This is a genomic window from Mesorhizobium sp. LEGMi-168a (genome assembly GCF_058312955.1).
Window position 1 is genome coordinate 62720 of record NZ_JBZEGV010000013.1, and the last position, 23794, is coordinate 86513.

A 23794-nucleotide genomic window follows, 5' to 3' on the forward strand; every position below is an offset into this window, starting at 1 on the left:
CTGCGGTTTTCGTCGCAAGAGCCATGCCAAACCCGGAAGGCCGAACGAAGCGCGCGGTCCCGGATCTTTTTGGCCCCGCACAACATTGGCTGTGTGGATTTCCGCACTTTTTGGTTTTCTTTGGCGAAATCCGGCACTAGTGTTGAGTCTGGAGAATGCAGTGGCAGAAGACGGTATCGACGAGGGCGGCTTGCCTCACGGCCCGTTCAACTTCCCTGGCAGATCGGCCGCCGGTCGATTTCTCTGGCTCGCGGTTTTGCTCGCACTTCTTGGTCCGGCCCTCGGTTTTTTCGTTTTTGCAACCGGCCGTATCGCCGGCACCAGAGCTGAGTTAGTCCTACGCGACCGTGCTCTTGCCGCGCGTCCTCTTGCAGCCGACACGTTGAAAGGGGACGTCGAGAAGCAGCGACTGATTCCGAGGGTCTTGGCTCGCGATAGTGCGGTTCAGGAGATGCTTCGCAGTCCGAGTAGCGGCGGGGAAGGTGCGCTCGATGACAAGCTTCGCGCCATCGCGCGCGACGCCGCCTCTTCGGTCATCTACGTCATCAATTGTAAGGGAACCACGGTTGCAGCGAGCAACGCCGGTGAGCCGACCAGTTTCGTCGGTCGCGATTACCGCTTCCGTCACTACTTCGTTGAAGCGATGGCGAGTGGCATGGCCACGCAATACGCACTTGGTACCGTCAGCAAGCGCCCTGGCCTCTTCCTGTCGAGCCGGATCGACGGACCGGAGGGGCCGCTCGGTGTCGTCGTGGTAAAGGTCGAGCTCGACCGTGTGGAGTCGAGCTGGCGCGAAAGCGGTTTCGTGGTCTTCACGAGCGATGAGCGCGGCGTCGTTCTTTCGACCAGCGTGCCTCAATGGCGTTTTGGCGCTCTCTCCCCCCTTTCCAAGAAGAAAGCGGAAATCGCCCGCGATCATCTACAATTGCCTGGCGCGACGTTCGAGCCCGTCCCGCTTTCCCACCGTGGCGGCAACCTGGTCACCGCAAGTCCCGCGGACAAGGCAGCCGGATTTGTCAAGGTTTCGCAGGATCTCGGCAACTTGGTTCCGGGCTGGCGGCTGTCACTGCTCATTCCTGCCGATGCAGAGATTTCCGCGGCGACGATCATCGCCCGTGCGACAACGCTGCTAGCCCTCGTGCTCGCGGGATTTGTCGTTTTCGTTATGATTCGACGGCGGCGGGCGATCCGACAGCGGCAGGAGTCGCTTGCGCGTATGAATGCGGAACTGGAACATCGCGTCAATCTGCGTACGGCAGAGCTCCGCCGGTCGAACGAAGCGCTCGCAGGTGAGATAACCGAGCGGGAGAACGCCGAGGCAAGAGTGCGCCGGTTACGTGATGAACTGTCCCAAGCGAACCGCCTCTCAATTCTCGGGCAAGTCGCAGCCGGAGTTGCTCACGAGATCAACCAGCCGGTGACAGCAATTCGCACCTATGCCGAAAATGCTACACACCTTCTCCAAGGCGGTAGGCCGCAAGAAACTGCAGGGAATCTGAAATCGATCATTGCCATAACGGGAAGGATAGGGACGATCACGGAAACGCTGCGGTCGTTCTCCCGCCGCGCGACCGGTTCTGTAGGGCCAATACCGGCGGAAGAGGCCATCGACGGGGCGCTCTCGCTCCTATCGGGCCGAATTCGCGAATCCGGGGTGACGATCGAACGAAAGCGGACCGATTCGTCTCCGATGGTGATGGCAAGCTGCGTTCGGCTGGAGCAGATCCTGGTCAATCTTCTGCAGAACTCGCTCGATGCCCTGAAGGACCTGCCGGACCCGCGGATCGAGATCGCGCTTGCCCAGAAGACGGAAACGGTCACGATTTCGGTTCGAGACAACGGCTCCGGCCTCGCCCCTGAAATCCGCAAGAGCCTTTTCATGCCATTTACCACAAGCAAGGAAAAGGGGCTTGGTCTTGGCCTGGTTATTTCGGATGAAATCGCCCGGGAGTTCGGCGGCTCGCTGCGACTCGATGCCAACCACGACAAGGGTGCTTCCTTCACCATCGAACTGAGGCGTGCCGGATGAGTGCCGAAAAAGGGCCGGTCATTTTCGTTGACGACGACGAGGATCTACTGCCCGCAGCAAAGCAGATGCTGGAACTTGCCGGCTTCAGCCCCATCGTCGTCAATTCGGCCGAGGCCGCACTCGCCAGAATCGACGAGAACTTCAATGGTCCCGTTGTCAGCGACATCCGTATGCCTGGAATGAACGGCCTGCAGCTCTTCAACCGGGTGAAGGCAATCGACCCCGACATTCCGGTTGTCCTTATCACTGGGCACGGCGACGTCGAACTGGCCGTTGCCGCCATCAAGGACGGCGCCTACGATTTCATCTCTAAGCCATATGAGACTGACCGGCTTTTGGTGACGCTGAATCGCGCTTCGGAAAAACGATACCTGGTCCTGGAAAACAGGCGTCTCAGGGATGCGGTCGTCCGATCCGCGGGCGATATGCCCCTCCTCGGGAACGCGCCGAGTATGACAGTCCTGCGGGAAACGCTCCGCCAGATCGCCGACACCGATGTGGACGTCCTCGTGGAGGGTGAAACGGGCACGGGCAAAGAGGTGGTGGCGGATCTGCTTCACCGCTGGAGCAGGCGAAGCACCAAGCCGTTCGTTGCCTTGAATTGCGGAGCGCTGCCCGAAAGTGTCATCGAAAGCGAACTTTTCGGCCACGAAGCAGGCGCGTTTACCGGCGCGCACAGGCGCAGGATCGGTCGCCTCGAATATTCGAGTGGCGGCACGCTGTTCCTCGACGAAATCGAGTCCATGCCGCCTGCACTCCAGATAAAACTTCTGAGGGTACTCGAGACCAGGCAGATCACGCCGCTCGGAACCAACGAAACCCGTAGCATCGATGTTCGTGTCGTGGCGGCGACGAAGGTCGATCTCGGCGATCCGGCCGCTCGCGGTGATTTCAGAGAAGATCTTTATTTCCGGCTAAACGTCGTGACGGTCCATATCCCGCCGCTCCGCGAGCGGCGTGAGGACATCCCTGTCCTGTTTGCTCATTTCCTGGAACGCGCGTCCAAACGCTTCGGCAAGCCTGTGTGGGAGATAACCGCAGGCGTGCGCAACCATCTCATGGGCCACGACTGGCCCGGCAATGTTCGCGAACTTGCGCATTTCGCCGATCGCGTCGCATTGGGACTTGAAGGGGCGCCGAATGCGCTTCCTGGAAAGAGAGAAGCGGAATTATCTCTCTCTCTTTCCGAAAAGGTTAGCCTTTATGAGGCGACCGTCATTCGCGACGCATTGCGGGAATGCGATGGCGACGTTAGGAGGACGACCGAGATTCTGGAAGTGCCTCGCAAGACCTTCTACGACAAGCTTAAGCGCTACGGGATAATTCCGGGCGAGTATCGAAACAGCCGCGATCGTTCGAAACCTTCTTGACCTCGCCTGTCGCGGAAAGGCTGCGATGAGGTTGTTGGCACCAACGCATCGGAACAATCAAAGGCTGCTTATGCTCAAGCCCAAGGACACGCTCTACCTGCGCGCAAACATCAGGTCGCGCCTTGGCGATATGTGGAATGTGTCGTGAGAGAAGCGCGCCTGATCACCAGGCAATTGGAATCTATCCATTCTGACTCTGAGACCGCTAAGACATCGTGCAGCCATGTCTGCTCTTTCGGCCGCCCATGTCACTTGCCTTGAAGTGCCAACGATCACGCGCCGTAGTCGCCGAATTCGCGAAGGTGGGGAACAAGCCGCGACGTGGGCGGCATCAACGCAGCCTGATACATCATGTTAAATTCTGTGACTCGTCCTGTATGTCCCTCATGACTTCCTGTTAGACTCGAATCATGGCTAAGCGTCCCACAATTGCAGATCTCGCCCGCGAAGCCGGGGTTAGCGTAGCGACGGTCGACCGGGTTTTGAACGCTCGTCGTCTGGTGAGGAAAGAGACCGCACGGCGAGTCTGCGAGGCGGCGCGCGCCATCGGCTACAACGCGGCTGGCTTGATGCAACAGCGCCCGCAGCGGATTTTGCCGGAGTACCGATTAGGCTTTATCCTCAGAACGCCGGCCGAGCATTTCTATCAGGATTTCGCGCGAGAGATCGAAGCTGCAGTCAACGCGGCACAGTCCTTCCGGGGCATTCCATTCGTCGAATTCGCGCCGTCGCATACCCCTGGCGACCTGGTCGCGCTGCTCGAGAACATGGGGGCACGCTGCCACGCGATCGCAATGGTGGCACCGGATCATCCAACCGTCACGGCAGCTGTCGAAGAACTCAAATCGAACGGTACTCCGGTTTTTTCGCTGCTTTCCGATTTTGCCGCAGGCGTGCGCGAGGGCTATCTCGGCCTCAACAATCGCAAGGTTGGGCGGACGGCTGCCTGGATGTTTTCCAAGGTTGCAAAACGTCCGGGCAAGGTGGCGGTCTTGGTCGTCAGCCATCGCTTCCAGGGACCCGAACTTCGAGAAATCGGCTTTCGCTCATATTTCCGTGAGAAAGCGCCGACATTCGAGGTGCTGGATACGCGCGTGAATCTCGATACGCGGCAAACCACCTATGAGGCCACGGTCGATCTCATGCAACGCGAACCCGACCTTGTCGGCTTCTACGTCGCCGGCGGGAGCATGGAGGGAGCCATCGCTGCGCTCCGGGAAGAGGGCCAAGGCCGAAATCTCCTCGCAATCGTCAACGAGATCACGCCGGAGTCACGGGCCGCGCTCGCGGACGACGTCATTACGATGGCGGTCGCCACGCCACTGCGCCCGCTTTGCCAGGAGTTGATAACGCTGATGGCAAGAGCAATCGAGACAGGCACCGCGGAGACGCCATGGCAGACATTCTTGCCGTTCGAGATTTATCTGCCAGAAAATATATGATGGCAAAGACTCGCCGTCTTTAAGCGGTTCGCCAGAATTAGAGCATAGTGACAGAATTCCATCATCTCTCTCATCACCGAAAACGGTGAGAGCTCATCGACTCTCCTGCCGTATTTTTCTCGTTCCGGTCTCGCGAGGTTGGCCGGGGAGCCGACGCCAATTCTACTAGAGTGGATGTTTCGACGGGGAAGGCTCCGTTGGGCAAGCATGCCGGCGCCATTGTGTGGTCCAGCGAGACCAAAGCCTGCCGTTGGCGAGCGTGGCGAGCCGAGGACCTCTTGTGGTGGCGGAGTGAGTTGCGGGGCCTTGGAGGCGAATGAGGCGAGGCGTCGGTGTCGATCCCGTAGGAGAACTTCCCACGGGTTCCAGGGTAGTCAGGACAGCACGAGGCAAGGCCCGGACATGCAGTAGTGATTGCCGAGCGGCGATACTCCATGGTGCCCATCAGAAAACGCGTCGCAGCGGCTGCTGCTGGGTCGGGTCAGGCGACCTCGAAACTCCGCTAGCCATCTCGCCGGCTCCCTAACTCATCACCGAAATAGACGCCTAACAGCGTGATAGCCCATCCAGCGTGCGCATTCCGGTGATGCCGGACGGCAATCACAATCTGAAGCCGGACAGATGTTTCCGGTTGACTCCTGGAACGCCCGGCGAGATGAAACCGGAGAGCGGCATAACTGCCCTACCAAACCACCATAGCGCTGATGGTGGGGAGCTTCCCCCACAAAACGGTCCATTTCCTTCTCAGCAGCCCGAGCTGCCCAGGCGACCGCTTTCGCATTCGGTGCCGGAAAAGGTCGCTCTCCAATCGTTGAGCAGCCGCGCCTGCGATTTACGGCATGGATGAGTGACATCCAAACAATTGATTTTTCCAATTTTTTGAAATGAGGCAGATGTCGACCTGATTGATGTCAAAGTACGTCGAGCACACATGTGCAAACGGCGCTGCGAATAACCGTAAGTCTAATGGGACCACTAGATTTGTAATCCAGTGAAACGACAATTAACTCGGCGATACGATAGCACCAAGTCGGTCTTCGTCAGCGTCCATAGCCCCTTACTTCTTCATGTAAAATCCGTCCGTATTCAGGCACTCTATGCCGCAATATTTGCGAACTGATATCCAGGCCTTGATGGCCTAGCTGTATTTCTAGTTGTTCACTATCGCTCTCGGAGATAAAGGCGCGGCGGAAGTGTCATTCTAGGTAGTTACAGTTCGCGTAAGGAAGGGAAAGCAATATGCATCGTCGTCACCTGATCAAAGGGTTCGTTGCACAGGGCACTTGCCTCATCTGTGCCGCGGCCGCGCGTGCGGAACGGAACCATTGGGGATACAACGGCCAACTGGGGCCCGAGCACTGGGCCGATCTGGACAGGAAGAATTTCGTCTGTTCGGCGGGCACGCAGCAATCACCCATTGATATCACCGACGCCGTTAAGGCCGACATACCGCGCATCGCCGTAAATTGGCAAAAGGGCCGCCGCAAGATGGTGAATAACGGCCACACCATTCAAATCAATATGCCGCAAGGCAGCACGCTTACCTGCGGGGATCGCACTTTCGAATTGATCCAATTCCATTTTCATGCGCCAAGCGAGCATCGCATAGCTGGCAAGAGTTTTCCGATGGAAGCCCATTTCGTCCACAAGGACACAAAGAGCGACAGTTTTGGTGTCCTGGGCATCTTTCTGATACCAGGCGCGACAAATGCCAGCTTTGCAGGCCTGGCAGCGGCCTTCCCGGCGTGGCCAGGCGCGTCAATGGCCGTCGATATTGATCCCAGTGGGCTTCTCCCGGCCTCGCTCAGCTACTGGACCTATGAGGGATCATTGACGACGCCGCCCTGCACTGAGAACGTCGAATGGATGTTGGCAAAAGAACCGGTAGAGGTCGACGCTGCCGATATTGCCCGATTTGCCTCTCTCTACCCCCAGAACGCGCGGCCGATCCGTTCACCTAATCGGCGCTTCATCCTAGGCTTCAACTGAGGCGTTGGAATGCGGCAGTGGCGAACGTTGAACTGCAGCGGAAATTGGCCGCTGAACGCCAACGGCGACCGCCAGTGTTGTTGGTTCCGATGAAGATGACAGTGGCGGGACGATCGCGGTCGAGATGACCGCAATGCCAGGCCGATTTCGTTAATACGCCAGCGGCGCGCCATCGGCATCGAGCGCAGTTTGTCATTAAGTCTTCAGGCCGCAGCCTTTCCGGCTCCGGGCGTGATCGCCTGAGGACAATGGAGGCGGGGCTCTATCATGTCAGCCGCCGCCATCTGCACGGACAGGAGCGTCGGCAAGCGTCAGGCAGACATCGAGCAACCGTTACGGATCTCGACCCGCCCATCCTAGATGCAGTAGCGCTTCGTCTCGGCGCCTTTGGCTTCGGATCGAGGGGCGGCGTGCGTGTCGTTCGACTGACCAAAAGGAGGGCGCTTACCTGTCAGCCATCAAGCGCGGCGGGCACGTTCTTTAAAAATCAGCTCTAGGCTCCTGGCCGACGCATGGAGGCCTTGTCGCAGGCCCGCGCCGCAGCTTCGGTATCCATTCCATCCCGCACCTCACGACCAGACTAGCCTCAACGACGCTATCCGACGTCTTCTGTCGGGTTTGTCGAGTTCACGACACGGCTTTTTTAGCCGATTTCTTGCTTTGCTTCAGGCTAATCGGCTGAAAAGCAACCACAAAATTCCTTCTTCGGCTCAATCAACCAAATTGGCACGAATCTTGAGGGTCTCCGTTGCTAGGCGGGCAGCAGCTGCCGGCCGTGATTCATGCCACGGGTCCCCAGATGCACAGTCGAAGTAAATCGATACTCTACGATCACGCAAGCATTCCTCCTATCATGGAAATATGCGCGCACCGAAGACTCGTATCTTATTGAAATGCGCAATTATCTACATCATCACTGCACCGAAGCAGCGTACAAATTCATGAGATGACAAATGAACGCCCCCGTCATTTCGGCTACCAATAAACGCCTTTTGTGGCAGAGGCGTATGTTCATCGCTGAAAGATGCCTGATTTCCTTCGCTATGGGCATCTTTGCCCTGTTTCCAGTCTACCTGTTGTCGATTGGGCGAGACGAGATCTTTTTTGGCTCGATCTCAGCAGCAGGCATGGCGGCCGCTATATTAATAGTCTTGATCAGTCCTTCGCTGACGCGCCAGTTTAGCGTGCGAAGGCTCGCACCCATCGGCGGGCTTCTCTATGCGGCAGGCTGCGCGACCATGCTCGTAAACGAGTTGTCGGGGGTGCGCGCGACATTCCCTTACTTCGTCAGCTACATGCTGCAATCGAGCGGATGGGCGCTGCACTTCACTGTGGGCTCGATCTGCATTTCCGCCCTCTCAAGCGATGCAGACCGGCCATCGAGCTTCATGGCCTACTCTGCATTCTCCACCTTGGGAGTAACCTGCGGACCGCTGCTAAGCAGCCTCCTTACCCGGTTCACCGGCTTGGGCACGCTGGACATGTTCATTCTGGCAATGCTTGCGGCGACGGCAGGCTCAGCATTGTCTTCGTGGGCAGCGCAACGTGCGGCGAACATCCACGAAGCCGATATTCCCACTAACGCCTCGCTTGCGCGCGACCTTTTCAATCTCCTCTTCAGCAATTCTGCTATGTTCTTTTTACTCGTACTGCTGTCTGCAAGTATTTACACTACCCTGATAAATTTCCAGGCTCCATTCGCAAATAATTCAGGCCTTCGATATGAAATATTCTTTGGCTCTTGGGCGATAGGAGTAGTCGGCTCCAGATTTGCAATTGGGCCGCGCGTAACCCGCAGCGCGGCTCACCGCACTTTGCCGCTACTCCTGGGCGGGATGGTCATTTCGCTTCTCGGCTTTCACTACTCCCCAGGCCACCCTGCTGTTTACGCAGTGACATCGCTGTCGACCGGCATAACCTATGGGCTATCCTATCCCCTGATGCAGTCAGAAGCTGTCCGCGTGACTGCGCCTCAGTCCCGGACTTTGGTACAGATCATCTTCAGCCTTTCCTATTTTCTTGGCCTGTATTTCTTCCCCTTCGCCGCCGGGCTCGTCTCAGTCCACCTAGGATACGACACGCTGACGTTGTTGATTGCCGGTTTGGCTCTGCTGCAAACGGCTATTGCTCTCCTTGGCTATCGCACGAGCCGACGCAAGCCGGCCCCGACCGTGGTCGGCAACAAGGGCTGAAGCAGAGCACAATGCGCGGAAGGTCCCACGTCGTCATCGGAGCCGGGCCAGTCGGCCGGGCAGTGGCACTGCAACTTGCGGGCCAGCCAGACTCGCTCGTTATCGTGATTGACAGGAACCATTCTGCGCTTGCCGCGGCGCAACGGCTTCTGGGCGATCTCGAAAACATCAGCTTCGACGTGTCGCTGGGTGCATCCGCTCTCTCGGTTCAAGCGCGATCGCTGATCATGGCTACGTCTTGGAGAGACTGCCGAAATCTGGTCGGCAAGCTTGTGCACCAAACGAACGAGGCGGGGCTGCACACCCCTATTATTTGTGTCGGCAGGCCGAACCCTGAGGATGCTGACATTCTGCGGATACCGCCTAATGGCCCGCCCGTGGTCTTGGGAGCGGGTCTCGAACCGGGACTGGCTGAATCTTTAATCTCGCTGGTTGCGGCTGAACTGAAGGATGTAGTGAGCATAGTAACTCATTGCGGAGGGATTCCCAGAATTCCGGAACCTCCGCTGAACTATGCTCTCGCTTTTGGGCGTCGGCTGCCGCTAGAGCAGAGGCTCGCGCTGGCTCGAATCAATGGCCAAGCCGTAACGCGAAATCGATTCGAAAACGTGTCTTCGCTGTTCGTGGATGGTATCGGCCTTCTCGAAGCATACGATGACGCAATGGTTTCATCGACGGCCGCGGGCGCTCATCCTAGCATTCCGACACTTCGTCAATTGACTGTGCGATGGCCGGGCTTTGCGGATGGTGTTCGGATGTTGCATCGCCTTGGGCTACTGTCCGACGACGAGGTCGAGATCGGGTGCGCGCGTCTACCAGTCAAGGACGTCACGGAGGCGCTTTTAACTCGCCGGAGCCCTAATGGCGATGGCGACCAGGTCATCCTTGATATCGCCATTGAGGATCGCCACGGGAGGCTTGGCCGCTGGACGGGCATCCTTCGCTCCGCGCTCCAGGAGCGAGGCTTCTCAAGCATGGCTATCGCCACCGCGGTTCCGGTGGCCGCGGCCGTGGAATGCGTAACGCGCAAACAGCTGCGGGGTCCCATACACCCCGGCGAAGCCACTCTCGCCGATGTCGCCTCGATGGCCCTTGAGCAAATGCGGAGATGCCGGATCGCTGTCTTAGCCGAGCGCGCGACCGGGCTGTTGGAAACAAGCACGATTTTGGGAGCCAGTCATGCAAAGGCGAAAGACACTGCTCGTGGGGAGCGGACCAGCAAACCTTGCACTGCTGACGTGCCTGAAGGAATTGGGTTCCTCAGTTCTGGATTCGCTGGAAGTCCTTGAGCGCCGTGAAAGTGCAGAATGGCACCCGGGCATCGCTTTCGAGGATTCGATGCTGCAAGTGTCGCTATTCAAGGACCTGGCGTTCCTGAGGAATCCGGCAAGCCCATTTACTTTTTTCTCGTTCCTGCGTGACAAGGAGCTTCTCTATCACTTCATCCATACGAACAACCTGTATCCTTCAAGGAAGCTGTTTTCCGACTATCTGGTCTGGGTAAGCCGGTTCTTTGCGAACAAGATTTCTTTCGGCAAGGAGGCGGTGGCGGTCAAGCTCCGCGAAAAGCCGCCGGGAACCCAAACCCTTGTCGTCACGACCCGGGATGTTTCGAGCGGAGATGTTTCGGAAATCGAGGCTGACGACCTGGTCGTCAGCCTTGGGCATGAGCCACACATTCCCGAAGAACTGGCCGTCGATCCCGGCCGCGTGGTGCATTCAAACTTCTTCCTGTCCCATGCGAAGGAGGGAATGATCAACGCGAACGCTCGCGTTGCAGTCGTCGGGTCCGGGCAAAGCGCCGGTGAGGTAGTCAGATTCCTGCTTCAACACCGGGAAATATCGCAAGTTGTTGTCGTTGGTCGGCGTCACCTCTTTGAACAGACGGATGACAACCCGTTTGTAAATGATTTCTACACCTATCCACATTCGCTGAAGTTCGCGGACCTGCCACTCGAGGATCGCAAGAGGTTTCTTTCCGACACGAGGAACACGAACTTCTCCACCGTCACCAAGGACGTCCTCAAAAGCATCTACGATCTTCGCTTCGAGGATCAGTCGTGCGGACGCGACAGGCTCAGGCTGTTCCCGTACACGGAAATCACGGCGGCGAAGCGTCACGAGAATGGTCTTCGTCTTGACCTTCGCAGAATCGGAAGCAGGCCCGACCCGATGACGCTCGAGATTGATCTCCTGGTATGCGCGACGGGCTTTTCGAACCGTCGCCATCTATCATTCCTCCAACCGCTGCAACCGCGCATGAAGGATGCCGACGTCGTTGTCGACGAGTCCTTCGAAGTGGGACTCGATCAGATGGCAAAATTGCCTCGCTTCGGCCCGAGCCCTCGCGTTTTCCTGATGAACCACTCTTTTGGCCTTCGAGGCCTGACGGAGCACACACTCGGCGGTCTGGCCGAGCGCGCGGCGGGCGTGGCAAAGGCGCTGCAAGACGGGCACGTGCTTCAACCTGCTCAGGATCGCCCCGAGACCTTGCCAGCGGCATGGCCAACCCCAAATTCGAGAGTGGAAACGAAATGATCTGTCGCCAAGTAATAGATCTCAAAAATGAAACACGCGCGGTCCCCATCTCGATCGATGGTGGCATCGTCATGCATGATCCCTTCCCGGAAGGGGGCGACGTTTCCGTCCGACTGCTGAAGCTCAGTCCAGGCGCGACCACTTGCCGTCACAACCATACGGAAGTCGAATTTTGGACGGTGATCTCTGGCGGTGTTCGAATTCACCTGGATGAAGAGACGTTTCTGCTGCTTGGCGGAGAGAGCATTAGAATGGACCCGCTGAGCAGGCACAAGATTGAGGCTTTGGACAGCGGTGCAGTCATGCAGACCGTGTGGTGGCACAGCCGCGCGGCCTTCGAAGAGGCGACTTCCGCGAATGAAGCGACAGGAAAGAACAGACCGCTGCTGCTCGTGCCCGCAATGCTTACCCCGAATGGGAGCATGCATATAGGTCATGCCTCAGGACCGTTCCTCCACGCGGATGTGTTGCGCCGAATTGCCGAGACAGGCGGCCGAGAGGTTTTCGTGCTGCAGGGGACGCACGGTCACCTTGAGCACATTGCAATTGCGGCCAATGCCGCTGGACTGGAATACTACCAATTGGCCGAGAAAAACACGGCTTCTTTCCTGGAGGCTCTAAATCGGCTCAATGCAGTTCCGGATATTTTCCTTGGGACGGAGCCTGACTGCCGCGGTAAGGCGGTCGTTCTCGAGGTCTTCCAGCGACTTTGCAGCAAAGGCCTGATCGCTGAAAGAGAGCATTTGGTCCCGTATGACGTCCAAAGCGGGCGCTTCAAGGTGGACGCCTTCGTCCACGGCCAATGTCCCTATTGCGGCGGCTATTCCTCCGGTCACGAATGCGAGGATTGCGGTGCACTAGTCCTCGATGCCGAACTCCAGGATCCGGTCGATCTCGACGGGCGCTCACTGGAACGTCGTCCCCTGAAGCGCCTTTTCCTGAACCTCGCTCCATTGCATGACGCACTCGAATCCTTCGCCTCACGGAACTTACTGCCCGTTTACGCCAAACTCTACATCGAGTCCTGGCTGTCTCGGGGGCTTCCGGAAGTCTGCATCTCAAATCCAAACCGGGAGGGAATTCGAATCCCAATTCCAGGATTTGAACGCCAGCGTTTCACCATCACCATGGAACACGTGCCTCGGCACTTGCTCGCCTTAGAAACGATAAGGGAAGAGAGCGGATGCCCCGCCTTCTGGTACCAAATCCCACGGAACGAGATGCCGGAGCTGGACATTCTCTTCGGGGCGGATAACGCCTTCGGGCGTCTGTTGGTCATTCCCGGGGTACTTTCGGCGCTTGATCTGCATGAGATGCTCCCCCGACGGATTTTCGTCAACCAGATGCTCACTCTCGAGGGCAAAAAGTTCTCAACATCACGGAATCACGCAATCTGGGTGAACGATATCGCTGTGGAAGAAACTGCCGAGCCGCTTCGCTTCTACTTGTGCCGCTGTCGTCCAGACGGTTCTGTCGAGGACTTCTCCATGGGTGCCTACGAGGCCTGGAAACGGGACTTCTGGGACGGACGGCTGTCCAGATCGACCGCGAAGGCTAACGAGGTCATCGGCCGGGTCGCGGCAGACGACCTCCCTTGTCCTGGCCAGTGGTCGGCCACCGACATTGCGTTCCTCGCCGACTGCAGACGCTTCAACGCGGAAGTGCGGGCGCGCTTCGAAGCGGATTACCCGGACGTACGTCAGCTGACACGCGCAATCGAGGCCTTCGTCGACGCAATCGACCGCTATTCATGTTCGGTGCTGCAAGGCCCGGCTGCGGCGAAGGTGAACGAGGCGCTTGCCCGGACTGCGGCCCGCGCGGTGACCTTCGCGCTCGTCGGACTCTGTGTCGCGACATATCCGGTCGTACCTAGTTTTGCCGTCTCCATTGCAGGGAGGCTGGGGCTAGAAGTTCCCAAGCTCAGCTGGTTGGACCGCGACTGGATGGCCGAGCCAGTCCGTCTGTCTGCAAGCCGTGACATCAGGGGCCGTAAATAGCCGATCAAAAGATTTCGGGCGTACAGCGCAGCCGTTTCTCGAGAATCAGCGCCGAGGATGCGAGCAAGCCAGGAAGTGCGTTCGGACGCCGTCTGTGATCAGCTTTGTCAGCGAAACCACGCGATGTCGGTCGGGCGACGGGCCACGATGGTCTGGAGGGTCATCTCTGTTGCGCAGGCGGTGACAGGCACCTCGTTGCACCATCGGTGCCGGGCGGCATGACCGACCGACGGCCTTCAGGGCGATCTCAAAATTATCCACCGCTGACATGGTCGGCCCGACGCGCGCCTTGAAGCGCCCGACCGCAAAGACCGGCTGCTGCGCAAGCCATGCATCTCCTCAAAGGGAAGCGCTCCATGAGCCCATCGTTGGGCATGACGCGCGCCCTTGCCCATTCCTCACTCGGCTGGAAGACGATGCCGCACTGCCGTCCAAGTTCCGCCAGCGTCTGGCTGACGGCAAGCACGTTTCGACGGTGGCACCGGTTGCATGCACCACCTCCGGGCTTGCCCCCTTCGAGCGCCTGCCCGATCGCGAACCATAGAACATCGGCGCCCCGGACCAGCTCACGGGCCCGCGCTCTGTCGCCATATTGCATAGGATCTTCAGGCTGCGAGCAGACCATACCAGCGCGTGTCGCGCGGCGACGGACGGCAGTGCAGGCGCCGATCGAGAAGCGCACGTGCCTTGACGGCCTCGCCGCTCCGCATGAGGGCAAGAAGAAGCATGTCTTCAATGACCTCACGCTGCGCGCCACTGCCGCCGATCCGCACGACCTCGGCTGCGACCGGTTCCAGGATATGGACGCAGCCTGCATAGTCCTCCTCCGCGAAGGACAAAGCGGCGCGGCAGATCGCAGGCACGACTGGCCCCGCGGCCAGGGCTCCTGCCTCGATCATGCCCGTCAATGCCTGCACCCGCTGCTCGACGGCGGCCCCATCGCCGACTGCCGCCGCGATAAGGGCCATGTGGACATCCGCGAAGGCGAAGCCGGCCTTCTGGAAGTATCTTTCGGAATAGGCCGCCGCCGCCGCCCACAGCCCAGTCGGCACCTTGTGACCGTAGGCCTGGAGCCGCCACAGGAAAGAGGCCGTATCGCTAATAACGTTGATCGGCATTCCGGCCGTGACCGACGGCTGGATGTAGTCCGCATAGATCGCAAGCGCTCGCTCCGGATCACCGCGCTCCAGCGCGCCCAATGCCGCGTGCCAGGCGATGTGGCCGTGGAGGATACCGGTGCGGTCGTATCGAGGCAGCCAATCCGCGATCAGCCTCTCGGCATCCTCAGATGCGCCCCCTTCGTACATGGCGTGCGAGAGCGCGTGTGCTGCGTTCGCGTTGTTTATCCGCAGGTCGTAACCGCGCTGCGTGAGCGCGTGGCCGTGTGTCACGTTGCCATTTTCGGCATGGGCCCAGCCCCGATAGGTGAGGAACCACCAATCGTCGGTGTCAAAGTGCCTCGCGTGACGCTCACAAAGATCCACGCGTGCCTGATCATGATCCGCCATCCCCGAGAAAGCGAAGAGTCCGAAGGCGCCGAGAGGCAGCGAAAAAATCACGATGTCCCGCGGCCACGTATCGGCATGTGCGAGTGCCCGCTCCAGCGCCTTTGCCGACTGGCCGTTGATGGCAAGCGACAGAACCTGCACATGACTCCGTTCCCGCTCGCTCCCGTGCCGCGCGACGATCTGTTCGGCCGTTGCGATCCGCGCTTTGGCCTCGGCCAGTTCAGCGCGGATGGCATGCAGGCGCGCGCGCGCCGCATGGGCGAGGGCGAAATCTGGGTCGGCCGCGATCGCCTCCCCGAGGGCCTCCCCAGCACCAGGCCAGTTCGACAGGAGCAGATCGACCCCCTCCCGATAGTGTTCGGCGGCACGGTCGGAAGTTGTCGAGAGTGGTAAGCCGCGGGTGTCGAGTTGCGTCATGGCAGGCTCTTCATTCGGGAAGCTGGCACGTATCAAGGCTCGTTTGCCGATTATATGCGACTGCCTTATTGGCTGTATTTTGACAGCCTGCCAAATCGTGTGGAATTGCTGCGAATGTGGACCCGACGGCCAAGCGTGAGTGGTTCAGCCGAAGGGAGGAATTTTGGAGCAGGCGTCATTCAAGTGGAGAGACTTGCTGAGAAAGGGCCTGATCGTCGGCGTCACCTACGGCTTCACGGGGCATCGCTGATTCACCAAATAGCAGCAATGGCGAGAAAAAGGCATGCCCGGCGAAATCCGTGTCATCGACCTTCGGTATACCCACGGCTTCAATGCGTGCGACGACGTCCCGGTGAAGCCATCAAGTGGCGCACCAAAGACCTCCTGCCCGACTTTTGTGCTTGGCGACATCAGCACGCATCTCCACTACTTCTCCGAGATCGCGCTGCCGCATCTGAAGATCGAGCGGCTACTTGTTCATGCCTGATGGTTTATGCAGGTCCCTCGAAATGGAAAGGAGCGCGAACGCCAGCCGAGAACCGCTCGGCTGCTTCCAGTGCGAGCGCGAGCCGTTCCAACGGCTTGCCGCCCTTGCTTGCGAATAGCGCGCCCTGAGCGATCTGCTCGCCGCACCCAACGGCATCGAAGCCGTCAACCGCCTCAGCCACCTGATAATCGCGCTCGATGCGGAAAAGCCGCCCTCCATAACCTGCCAGGAAAATGCCACCGCGCTCGGCATCGTTGTGCCGTTCGGCATAGCCACCTGATTTCAGGCAATGCCGCACGGCGTTGATGAAGTCGTTCACCATGAACTTCTCAACATTGCTGTCGGGGTGGCACTTAGGCGGTGTGAAGGCATGATGCAGAAGCTGCCCCATCCGAAATGAAGTCGTAAAACCCATCAGGAAATCGCCGTTGCGGAATACCTTTCGGTCGGCCCGGATTTTGAGCGAGTAGCCACCTACGCCGGCGGAATCGCCGCCGATGTAGACTTTTCCTTCGTCGACAAGGCCAACAATGCACGTCATGCCGCGCCCGTATAGCCGTTCGAGAAGATCGCCCTGCAGCTGATCATAGATCCTGCCTGCTGCGGACCCGTGGAACGCCATCAGCGCGCATCTCAATTGGATGGACTTGCCGATGCTCGCTGTTCTGGAATGCGATCCGACGCAGACCTGGCATGTTGCTTTCCTTCCCTCGTGACACCCGCGACATGAATGCCTGTCGGCGATTCCTGTCACCTCGCAGCGAAGGCTCTCAAAACTCGTGCCATTTTGCTGATTAGGTCGAAAATAGAATTTTGTGATCGATTTTCAGCCATTTAGCCTTAGGGAAAGCACGAGATTGACTAAGCAGCCCGTGTCGCGGATCCGACAAAGCACTTCATGACGCTTCACCGAAACCGTTGCTGTATGGGAAACCAAACCCGTGGCTTGATGGAAAAATGTTACGGCCGGCACCCGCCTTACGTGTTCGGTTGTTAGCCGGGCGCATCTGCGCCCCTGCCTGCGCGAGATCGCCACAAACTTATTGCCATACCCGAACGGCAAAGTAGTCCGCGAAGGGCACGCCAAGCTCGGTCGCCACGCCCCGTGCACGAGATAGCATCAGTGCAAAGACGGGACTGCGACGACCGACGCTTACTCTACGGTCACCGACTTCGCGAGATTGCGCGGCTGATCGACGTCGGTGCCCATGAAGACCGCCGTGAAGTAAGCGAGCATTTGAAGCGGCAGCGCATAGACTATCGGCGCGATGAGGTCGGGCGCGTCAGGTAGCACGATCGTTTCGAAAGCCTTCACCGAAGCCTGCGCGGCACCCTTTCCGTCAGTGATGAGGATGATCTTGCCGCCACGCGCCGCGACTTCCTGCATGTTCGACACGGTCTTCTCGAACATCCGGTTATGCGGGGCGATCACGATTACCGGCATCGTCTCGTCGATCAGCGCAATCGGCCCGTGCTTCAATTCACCCGCCGCATAACCCTCGGCGTGGATATAGGAGATTTCCTTGAGCTTCAGCGCGCCTTCCATTGCGAGCGGATAATTGGTGTCGCGCCCGAGATAAAGGACGTGTCGGACGTGGGCGAGCTCGCGCGCCACCTTTTCGATGCGGTGCTGAAGCTTCAACGCCTCGCTTACGAGACGCGGCGCATCGCAGAGCTGCCGTATCAGTGCTTTTTCTTCCTCGCGTGTGATGGTGCCGCGAGCGGCAGCAGCGCGGGCGGCGAGCGAAGCGATTACCGCGAGCTGGCAGGTGAAAGCTTTGGTCGAGGCAACGCCGATTTCCGGGCCGGCAAGCGTCGGAAAGACGACGTCCGACTCCCGGGCCATCGTCGATCCCCCTACATTGACGATGGAGGTGATCGGAATGCCCGCGTTGCGGCAGTAGCGCAGGGAAGCGAGCGTGTCGGCCGTCTCACCGGACTGCGAGACAAAGAGTGCGGCGGCGCCCTTCGCGAGTGGGATCTCGCGGTAGCGGAATTCCGAAGCGATATCGATGTCGACCGGCAGCCGCGCAAGCCGCTCGAACCAGTATTTGCCGATCAAACCAGCAAGATAGGCAGTGCCACATGCGGAAATAGTCAAGCGGTCGAGCTTGGCGAAGTCGAACGGCATGTCGAGCGGCCGCCAGGTCCCGCCGGCGAAGTCAAGGTAATGCGCGAGTGTATGGGAGATCACCTCCGGCTGTTCATGGATCTCCTTCTCCATGAAGTGCCGATGGTTACCTTTATCGACGAGAAGAGTCGTGCCGATCGACTGCTGCCGTTGCCGCTCGACCGGGTTGCCGTCGAGATCGAAGATCTGCGCCTGATTGCGGCGCACGATGGTCCAATCGCCATCCTCGAGATAGGTGATCGAATCGGTGAATGGCGCCAGCGCGATGGCATCCGACCCGAGGAACATTTCCCCTTGACCGTGGCCGACGGCGAGCGGCGGACCGTTGCGCGCGCCGACGATAAGGTCCTCGTCGCCGCGGAACATGATGGCGAGTGCGAAGGCACCTTCCAGCCGCTTGATCGCTCTGTGGGCCGCCTCGGCTGGGGCAGCACCGCGCTTTATCTCACGCGACACCAAATGCGCGACCACCTCGGTATCGGTCTGCGAGGAAAATTCGTAGCCGTCGCGAACGAGTTCGTCGCGCAGTTCGGCGAAATTCTCGATAATGCCGTTGTGGACAATGGCGACGTCGTCCGAAAAATGCGGATGGGCGTTGGTTTCGTTCGGCGCTCCATGCGTTGCCCAGCGTGTGTGGCCGATTCCTATCTTGCCGTCCAGCGGTTCCGCTTGAAGGCGCCTTTCCAGATTGACGAGCTTGCCTTCCGCTCGGCGCCGCGCCAGCACGCCAGATTCGATCGTGGCCACGCCGGCCGAGTCATAGCCGCGGTATTCTAGTCTCTTCAAAGCATCGGCGATAAGCGGCGCAACTGGGGCTTGCCCAATGATTCCAACGATCCCACACATTGGTTCAGGTCCCTCGCTTCACTGAAAAGGAACGACTAAGAGAGAGGCGCAGTCCTGAGGAGAAAGCCTCGATGGCTCGGGCTTTCGCCGGCCGGTCATCAACTCAGACACGGCGCAGATGCCGCCGAGACCGGTGGTAATGATGCACAAACGGGCCATGCCGATGGACCATCAGCCGTTGGCTGCAATCAAGGCGCGCGTCGCCTCGACGATGTCGCTGACATTGCTGAAGTTGTTCCAAGCTTCGGCTGTGTCCATCTCGATTTCGATGCCGTAAGCGTCCTCGATGTCGAACATGATCTCGGTTAGTTCGAGCGCATGGATGCCAAGATCTCTGAGCTTGGTTGCGACGGTAATTTCCTTCTCGGTATCCGTGTGAGTTTTAATCGTTTCGACGATCTCGGTTGCCAGCCGATCGTCCACTGCCCTTTTCCCCTCGCCGACCTCAAAGAATCTCGCGTAAGGCCCATGCGCGAAGTGGCGGCGCAACTCATGGAAATTCTCGATCGTATGTTCTAGCGGTCGGGTTTCCTGGCGCTGAAGGACGGCCGCACCAGAAGGCCGAAACGCTGGAACCCCTAGGAAATCCCAGATTGCTGCCAAGCATGTGGCGGGTTCGCGAAGAAGGCTTTCGTACTCGATCTCCAGCACGTTGGTCTTCGCGAAGGAGTGCGCGACCTGAGTGTGGAAATCGTCGGCAGTCTTGAAGTATGCCTCGCAGTCCGCGATCGACAATCTGACTTGCGGCGGCGGAGCATCATTGTCCGAGCTGAACTTCAGCCATTGGCGCGTTTGCCTCGCCTGTATCAGCGACCGTAACGATTCCAAGGTATTTTCGCGAACCACTAGGATGACTTTAAGGCTTGGCCAGCGGGTCAGCTCGGCAAAAAAGCCCGGACGATCATGAAACTGAGGTTCATTGACCTTGCAGCCGACGTGCGTCACCTTCTTGTCGCTGCGCGTGGGGTGGCGCACGTAGGCAAGCTCAAGGAGCTCGCGATCGCTGCGAAGCAAGCGATCCTTATCGGGCCAATTCGTGTCATACGCGTTGATCAGCTCACCGTTGCTCAACACATTCGGATGCTCGTTCAGCAATTCTTCCAGGTAGTGCGTGCCAGTCCTTGGCATAGCCAGGATCACAAATGGCGCAGGCAGCGGCGTGTGGCGATCAGTCATTGCATGTGTTCCAACTAACATTTGTCGCGGCGGTTCGGGTGGCGCTTAAGGACGAGAATCCTGACTGTCATCTTGTCCACAGGCTCGTTCGAGGACGTTTAGAAACGGACGGATTAAGCTTGAGCTCATGCAACCGTATAATCGAAGGGGATAGCACCATAACTTTATGCGCTGCACAGACCGGGGTGAGTGCCCGGCCTCAAGCCGGGTTGCAGTTTGGGCGGCATTCAAATACGGCCGCGTCAGCGCATCAGACGCCGACGCAACAGCGCCGCCGATAAAAAGAACGGCAAAACCGCGTACGTGCAAAGTGTCGTAATATGCAGTCCGACACCTTCGGCTGGGTGGCCAAGCATGAGGGGGCGAATCAGGTCGACCGAGTGAGCCAGAGGCAAGAAGGACGCTACCTGCTGAAACGCGCCTGGCATTTGGCTGACCGGAAAGACGGCGCCGGACAGGAACAACATAGGCGTGAGGATAAGCGTTTGGTAAAACACGAGACAGTCGTAATTGGGCGCAAGTGCCGTGACCACCATCGCTAGGCTCGCGAAGGCGAGGCCGGTGAGGGCAATGACTGGCAGCGTGTAGAGAATGGATTGCCACTCTGCATAGCCGAGCGTGGCAGCAACTAGCGTAATTGCCGTACCGGCCAGAAGGGACTTGGTCCCGGCCCAGGCCAATTCACCGAGTACGATATCGCCGAGCGTGAGCTGAGTGCACAGCATCGCTTCCCAGACGCGCTCACCTCCCATGCGAGCGAAAGTCGAGTAGATCGTTTCGTAGGTCGCCGAGGTCATCGCGCTTACCGCGGCCATGCCAGCCGCCAGAAAAGCTACGTATGAAGTGCCGTCAACGCGGCCGATCATTATCCCGAGGCCAAGCCCGAGAGCGAACAAAGAGATCATCGGCTCGGCGAGGTTCCCGAGGACCGCCGCAAGCGCAATTTTCTTCCAAGCCAAATAATTGCGCCGCCATACTGCGACCCAATTCCATGCGTTGGCGGGCATAGCCGCCACATAACCTTCGTTCATTGTTCAGTCCCTCATCTCGCGCCCGGTCAGGCGCAAGAAAACATCCTCAAGATTCGGGGGGCGCTGCAAAAGGCGCAGACCAGCAACCCCACGCAGCTGCACGAGCACATGCTCGGGATCGGGCGCATAGCAAAACAGGGTTTCGCCGCTCACCTCGATGCGCTGCGCGTATGGTTTGATTAGCGCTCGCAGCTCATTGGGATTGCCGCCATAGACCTCGACCACTTGGCAGCCTATCTGCTCGTCGATCAACGCGTGTGGTCGCCCTTCGGCGATCTTGCGGCCTTGCTCGAGTACACACAGCCGGTCGCATAACCGCTCGGCCTCCTCCATGAAGTGAGTGGTCAAAAGTATCGTTTTGCCGCGCGCCAACAGCGAGCGCAGGCGTTCCCAGATCAGATGGCGCGCCTGTGGATCGAGGCCAGTTGTCGGCTCGTCCATGACCAGTAGCTGCGGGTCGTTGATCAGCGCGCGGGCCAGCGTCAGGCGTCGCTTCATGCCGCCGGATAGTTCGCTTACGCGTGCATCCGCCTTGCTCTCGAGACGGGCGAACTCGAGCAGCGACGGGATGACCGCTTCGACCTCGCGTCTGCTCATGCTGAAGTATCGCCCGAAGACCAGGAGGTTCTCACGTACCGTGAATCTATGATCAAGGTTGTCGAACTGCGGGACCACGCCGATGCGTCCACGTGCCAAACGGGCGCGTGCCGGCACTGGCACGCCGAACACCGTGATCTGACCTGCGTCAGGCGTTGCCATGCCAAGCAGTAGGCGCGCAATCGTGCTTTTGCCCGCGCCGTTCGGTCCCAGGAGGCCCAAGCACTCTCCGGGCGCAACGGTAAACGACATCCCGTCGACAACGATCCTGTTGCCATATGATTTCGTTACACCGACAAAGTCGATTGCTACCATGGACAGGCACTCAACCCGGCGTAAGGACGCCGTCGACCGGCGATAGTTCCGTTGCGGGGGTCTTGGTCAACAGCACGCCGTCAGACCATATGTGTTCAATGCGTCCCCAGTGGCAGGCTGCGGCGGCATCCGGGAAGAACCCACGTCCATGGTGGTTGGCACTCGTATTGCAAAGCAGCGGAATGCCCGTGAGCTTTTCATATTCGACGAGCAGCTCAGCGACCTTGTGCTGTGAGGTTCTGCAAATCGTCTGCAATCGCGCAGAACCGTCGAGATGCACAACAGCGGGGACTTTGTCCCGCCATTCCGTCCGCGTCTGGTGATCGAACAACATGTAAGGATCCGGCGTTCCAGGACTGAATATCTCCGGTGCACGGTCCTCAAGGCAGATCGGTGCCACTGGCCGGAAGTGTTCGCGAAGTTTGACGTCGTTGAGATAATCCTTCATTTCCGGCGAAGTCGCGGCCGCGAGAATGCTTCTGCCACCCAATGCCCGTGGTCCGAGCTCGGCGCGCCCGGTCAGGAAAATGACGGGCTTGTTGCTGGCGAGGATGGAAGCGAGTTCCGCCATACTGCACGGTGCGGCGTCCCATCCGGAAGGTAGTTGGCCACCTAGCAGGGCCGGGCCGCTGTAGACCGACCATTCCAGAGGTCCGAAGCCATCTTGCGCAACCATTGCGCTGCAAGCCGCACCGATTGCCGAGCCGCTGTCATTCGGAAACGGCGGCACCCACACAGCATCGAAGAGGCCCGTCTCACGCAACGCGCTGTTCCATTTGATATTGAGACCGCAGCCGCCGGCGATGCACAAATTTCGCGACCCCGAAAGATGCGAGTGCCGCTGCACAGCGTTCGCCATTTCGCGGGCTAGGAGACGCTCGAGAAAAAGATGGAACGATGCAAGCACATCTTCGGGTGACTGATCCCTCAATCGAAGCACACTGGCTTCGAAGAAGTCGTGCACCGCCTCAAGCAAGGGCTCGGCACTGGTGATATCGGCGCGGTAACAGCTGGCAAGCTCTGTGTCGCCCGCAAAGCGCTCCTCGTAGAGTTCCTGAAACACCGCCACGATGTCTTCGTCGACCGACCCGAGCGCGATGTAGGCCATCAGCTTGCCAGCAACACCTAGGTCCCAGTCACCGCGAGCCGCCCGCTTATAAGGCCCGAAATGATGGCCCGCAGCAGCGTAAACATGGCCTATTACCGGGAACAGGCATTCCAGGAGCCGGGCTCCCCGGCGTTCTACATAATAGAGGCGTGGAAAGATGCAGCCGTCCCACACCAAACAGAACGCGGGTTGCCCGGTTTTGGCAAACGGGCTGGTGCAGTATGCCGAGGTCACATGGCCAGTAACATGCGGGTAGCTTTTATAAGAGAAGATCCTTCCATCGAGCATTAGGCCGGAGCCGTCAAGCGAAGTGAGGACGCCCTCGGGATGGCGTTCGACATAAGGTGCCCCTTTGAGAGTGATTGGAGTCGCCCCGCTGAGGACTTGGAACTGGGACTCCACATCCCCATCCCAGCCGTCGATGACGAACTGATCAATGTCCTGGGCATCCAGATCGTGTTGGGCCAAAGCGGCGACAACTGTGTCCAGATTGTCGATGGCTTGATACCGTCGATTGTTGCCTAGCTTTTCCTGTTCAATGCAAAAGACGAGCCGTCCGTCCTCGACAAGGGCGACCCCCCCGTCATGCGTCAGCTTGATACCGCAAATGCGCATAATGCC

15 protein-coding genes and 2 pseudogenes are annotated in these 23794 nt (G+C 58.9%); 9 read left to right on the forward strand and 8 right to left on the reverse strand.

What is annotated here, in order from left to right:
- Positions 1 to 160 precede the first annotated feature (160 nt).
- The 8 genes from AC4FWB_RS18265 to AC4FWB_RS18300 all read left to right on the forward strand — a co-directional run bounded on the left by AC4FWB_RS18265 (position 161) and on the right by AC4FWB_RS18300 (position 13557).
- Entirely contained in the window at positions 161 to 2029 is a 1869-nt protein-coding gene (locus AC4FWB_RS18265; RefSeq protein WP_491027657.1) for an ATP-binding protein, read from the forward strand.
- Positions 2026 to 3399: a sigma-54-dependent transcriptional regulator gene (locus AC4FWB_RS18270; RefSeq protein WP_491027658.1), complete on the forward strand. Its 1374-nt coding sequence runs from the start codon at positions 2026 to 2028 to the stop codon at positions 3397 to 3399. The genes AC4FWB_RS18265 and AC4FWB_RS18270 overlap by 4 nt, the downstream gene beginning before the upstream one ends.
- Before the next feature lie 410 nt (positions 3400 to 3809).
- Positions 3810 to 4841 (forward strand): LacI family DNA-binding transcriptional regulator, encoded by a 1032-nt coding sequence (locus AC4FWB_RS18275; RefSeq protein WP_491027659.1) that lies wholly within the window; start codon positions 3810 to 3812, stop codon positions 4839 to 4841.
- Between the two features lie 1239 nt (positions 4842 to 6080).
- Complete coding sequence (locus AC4FWB_RS18280; RefSeq protein ID WP_491027660.1) at positions 6081 to 6830, forward strand: carbonic anhydrase; 750 nt, start codon at positions 6081 to 6083, stop codon at positions 6828 to 6830.
- Between the two features lie 953 nt (positions 6831 to 7783).
- Complete coding sequence (locus AC4FWB_RS18285; protein WP_491027661.1) at positions 7784 to 9022, forward strand: MFS transporter; 1239 nt, start codon at positions 7784 to 7786, stop codon at positions 9020 to 9022.
- A 62-nt stretch (positions 9023 to 9084) separates the two neighbouring features.
- Positions 9085 to 10311, forward strand: a complete 1227-nt coding sequence (locus tag AC4FWB_RS18290; RefSeq protein ID WP_491027662.1) for a saccharopine dehydrogenase C-terminal domain-containing protein — start codon at positions 9085 to 9087, stop codon at positions 10309 to 10311.
- Positions 10202 to 11560 carry a SidA/IucD/PvdA family monooxygenase gene (locus AC4FWB_RS18295; protein ID WP_491027663.1) on the forward strand — a complete coding sequence of 453 codons (1359 nt, stop codon included), beginning with the start codon at positions 10202 to 10204 and terminating at the stop codon, positions 11558 to 11560. Before AC4FWB_RS18290 ends, AC4FWB_RS18295 begins: the two co-directional genes overlap by 110 nt.
- Entirely contained in the window at positions 11524 to 13557 is a 2034-nt protein-coding gene (locus AC4FWB_RS18300; protein ID WP_491027664.1) for a class I tRNA ligase family protein, read from the forward strand. Before AC4FWB_RS18295 ends, AC4FWB_RS18300 begins: the two co-directional genes overlap by 37 nt.
- Positions 13558 to 14162: 605 nt before the next feature.
- Here the strand turns inward: AC4FWB_RS18300 and AC4FWB_RS18305 are convergent.
- The gene (locus AC4FWB_RS18305; RefSeq protein WP_491027665.1) at positions 14163 to 15482 is read right to left on the reverse strand and encodes a tetratricopeptide repeat protein; all 1320 of its coding nucleotides are present in this window, start codon (positions 15480 to 15482) and stop codon (positions 14163 to 14165) included.
- 202 nt (positions 15483 to 15684) lie between these two features.
- On the opposite strand from AC4FWB_RS18305, the pseudogene AC4FWB_RS18310 reads away from it, so the two are divergent.
- Positions 15685 to 15957, forward strand: a pseudogene (locus tag AC4FWB_RS18310) (gfo/Idh/MocA family oxidoreductase); the annotation flags it as partial.
- 16 nt (positions 15958 to 15973) lie between these two features.
- Here AC4FWB_RS18310 and AC4FWB_RS18315 read toward each other — a convergent pair.
- The 7 genes and pseudogenes from AC4FWB_RS18315 to nodU form a co-directional block, all read right to left on the reverse strand.
- Entirely contained in the window at positions 15974 to 16591 is a 618-nt protein-coding gene (locus AC4FWB_RS18315; RefSeq protein ID WP_491027666.1) for a hypothetical protein, read from the reverse strand.
- A 531-nt stretch (positions 16592 to 17122) separates the two neighbouring features.
- Positions 17123 to 18946 (reverse strand): glutamine--fructose-6-phosphate transaminase (isomerizing), encoded by a 1824-nt coding sequence (gene glmS / locus AC4FWB_RS18320; RefSeq protein WP_491027667.1) that lies wholly within the window; start codon positions 18944 to 18946, stop codon positions 17123 to 17125.
- A gap of 171 nt (positions 18947 to 19117) precedes the next feature.
- Positions 19118 to 19369, reverse strand: a complete 252-nt coding sequence (locus tag AC4FWB_RS18325) for an acyl carrier protein (RefSeq protein WP_491027750.1) — start codon at positions 19367 to 19369, stop codon at positions 19118 to 19120.
- 12 nt (positions 19370 to 19381) lie between these two features.
- Positions 19382 to 20122, reverse strand: a pseudogene (locus tag AC4FWB_RS18330) (sulfotransferase); the annotation flags it as partial.
- A 242-nt stretch (positions 20123 to 20364) separates the two neighbouring features.
- Positions 20365 to 21153 (reverse strand): ABC transporter permease, encoded by a 789-nt coding sequence (locus AC4FWB_RS18335; RefSeq protein ID WP_491027668.1) that lies wholly within the window; start codon positions 21151 to 21153, stop codon positions 20365 to 20367.
- A gap of 3 nt (positions 21154 to 21156) precedes the next feature.
- Positions 21157 to 22071 carry a nodulation factor ABC transporter ATP-binding protein NodI gene (gene nodI / locus AC4FWB_RS18340; protein WP_491027751.1) on the reverse strand — a complete coding sequence of 305 codons (915 nt, stop codon included), beginning with the start codon at positions 22069 to 22071 and terminating at the stop codon, positions 21157 to 21159.
- A 4-nt stretch (positions 22072 to 22075) separates the two neighbouring features.
- Entirely contained in the window at positions 22076 to 23788 is a 1713-nt protein-coding gene (gene nodU / locus AC4FWB_RS18345) for a nodulation protein NodU (protein WP_491027669.1), read from the reverse strand.
- Positions 23789 to 23794 lie beyond the last annotated feature (6 nt).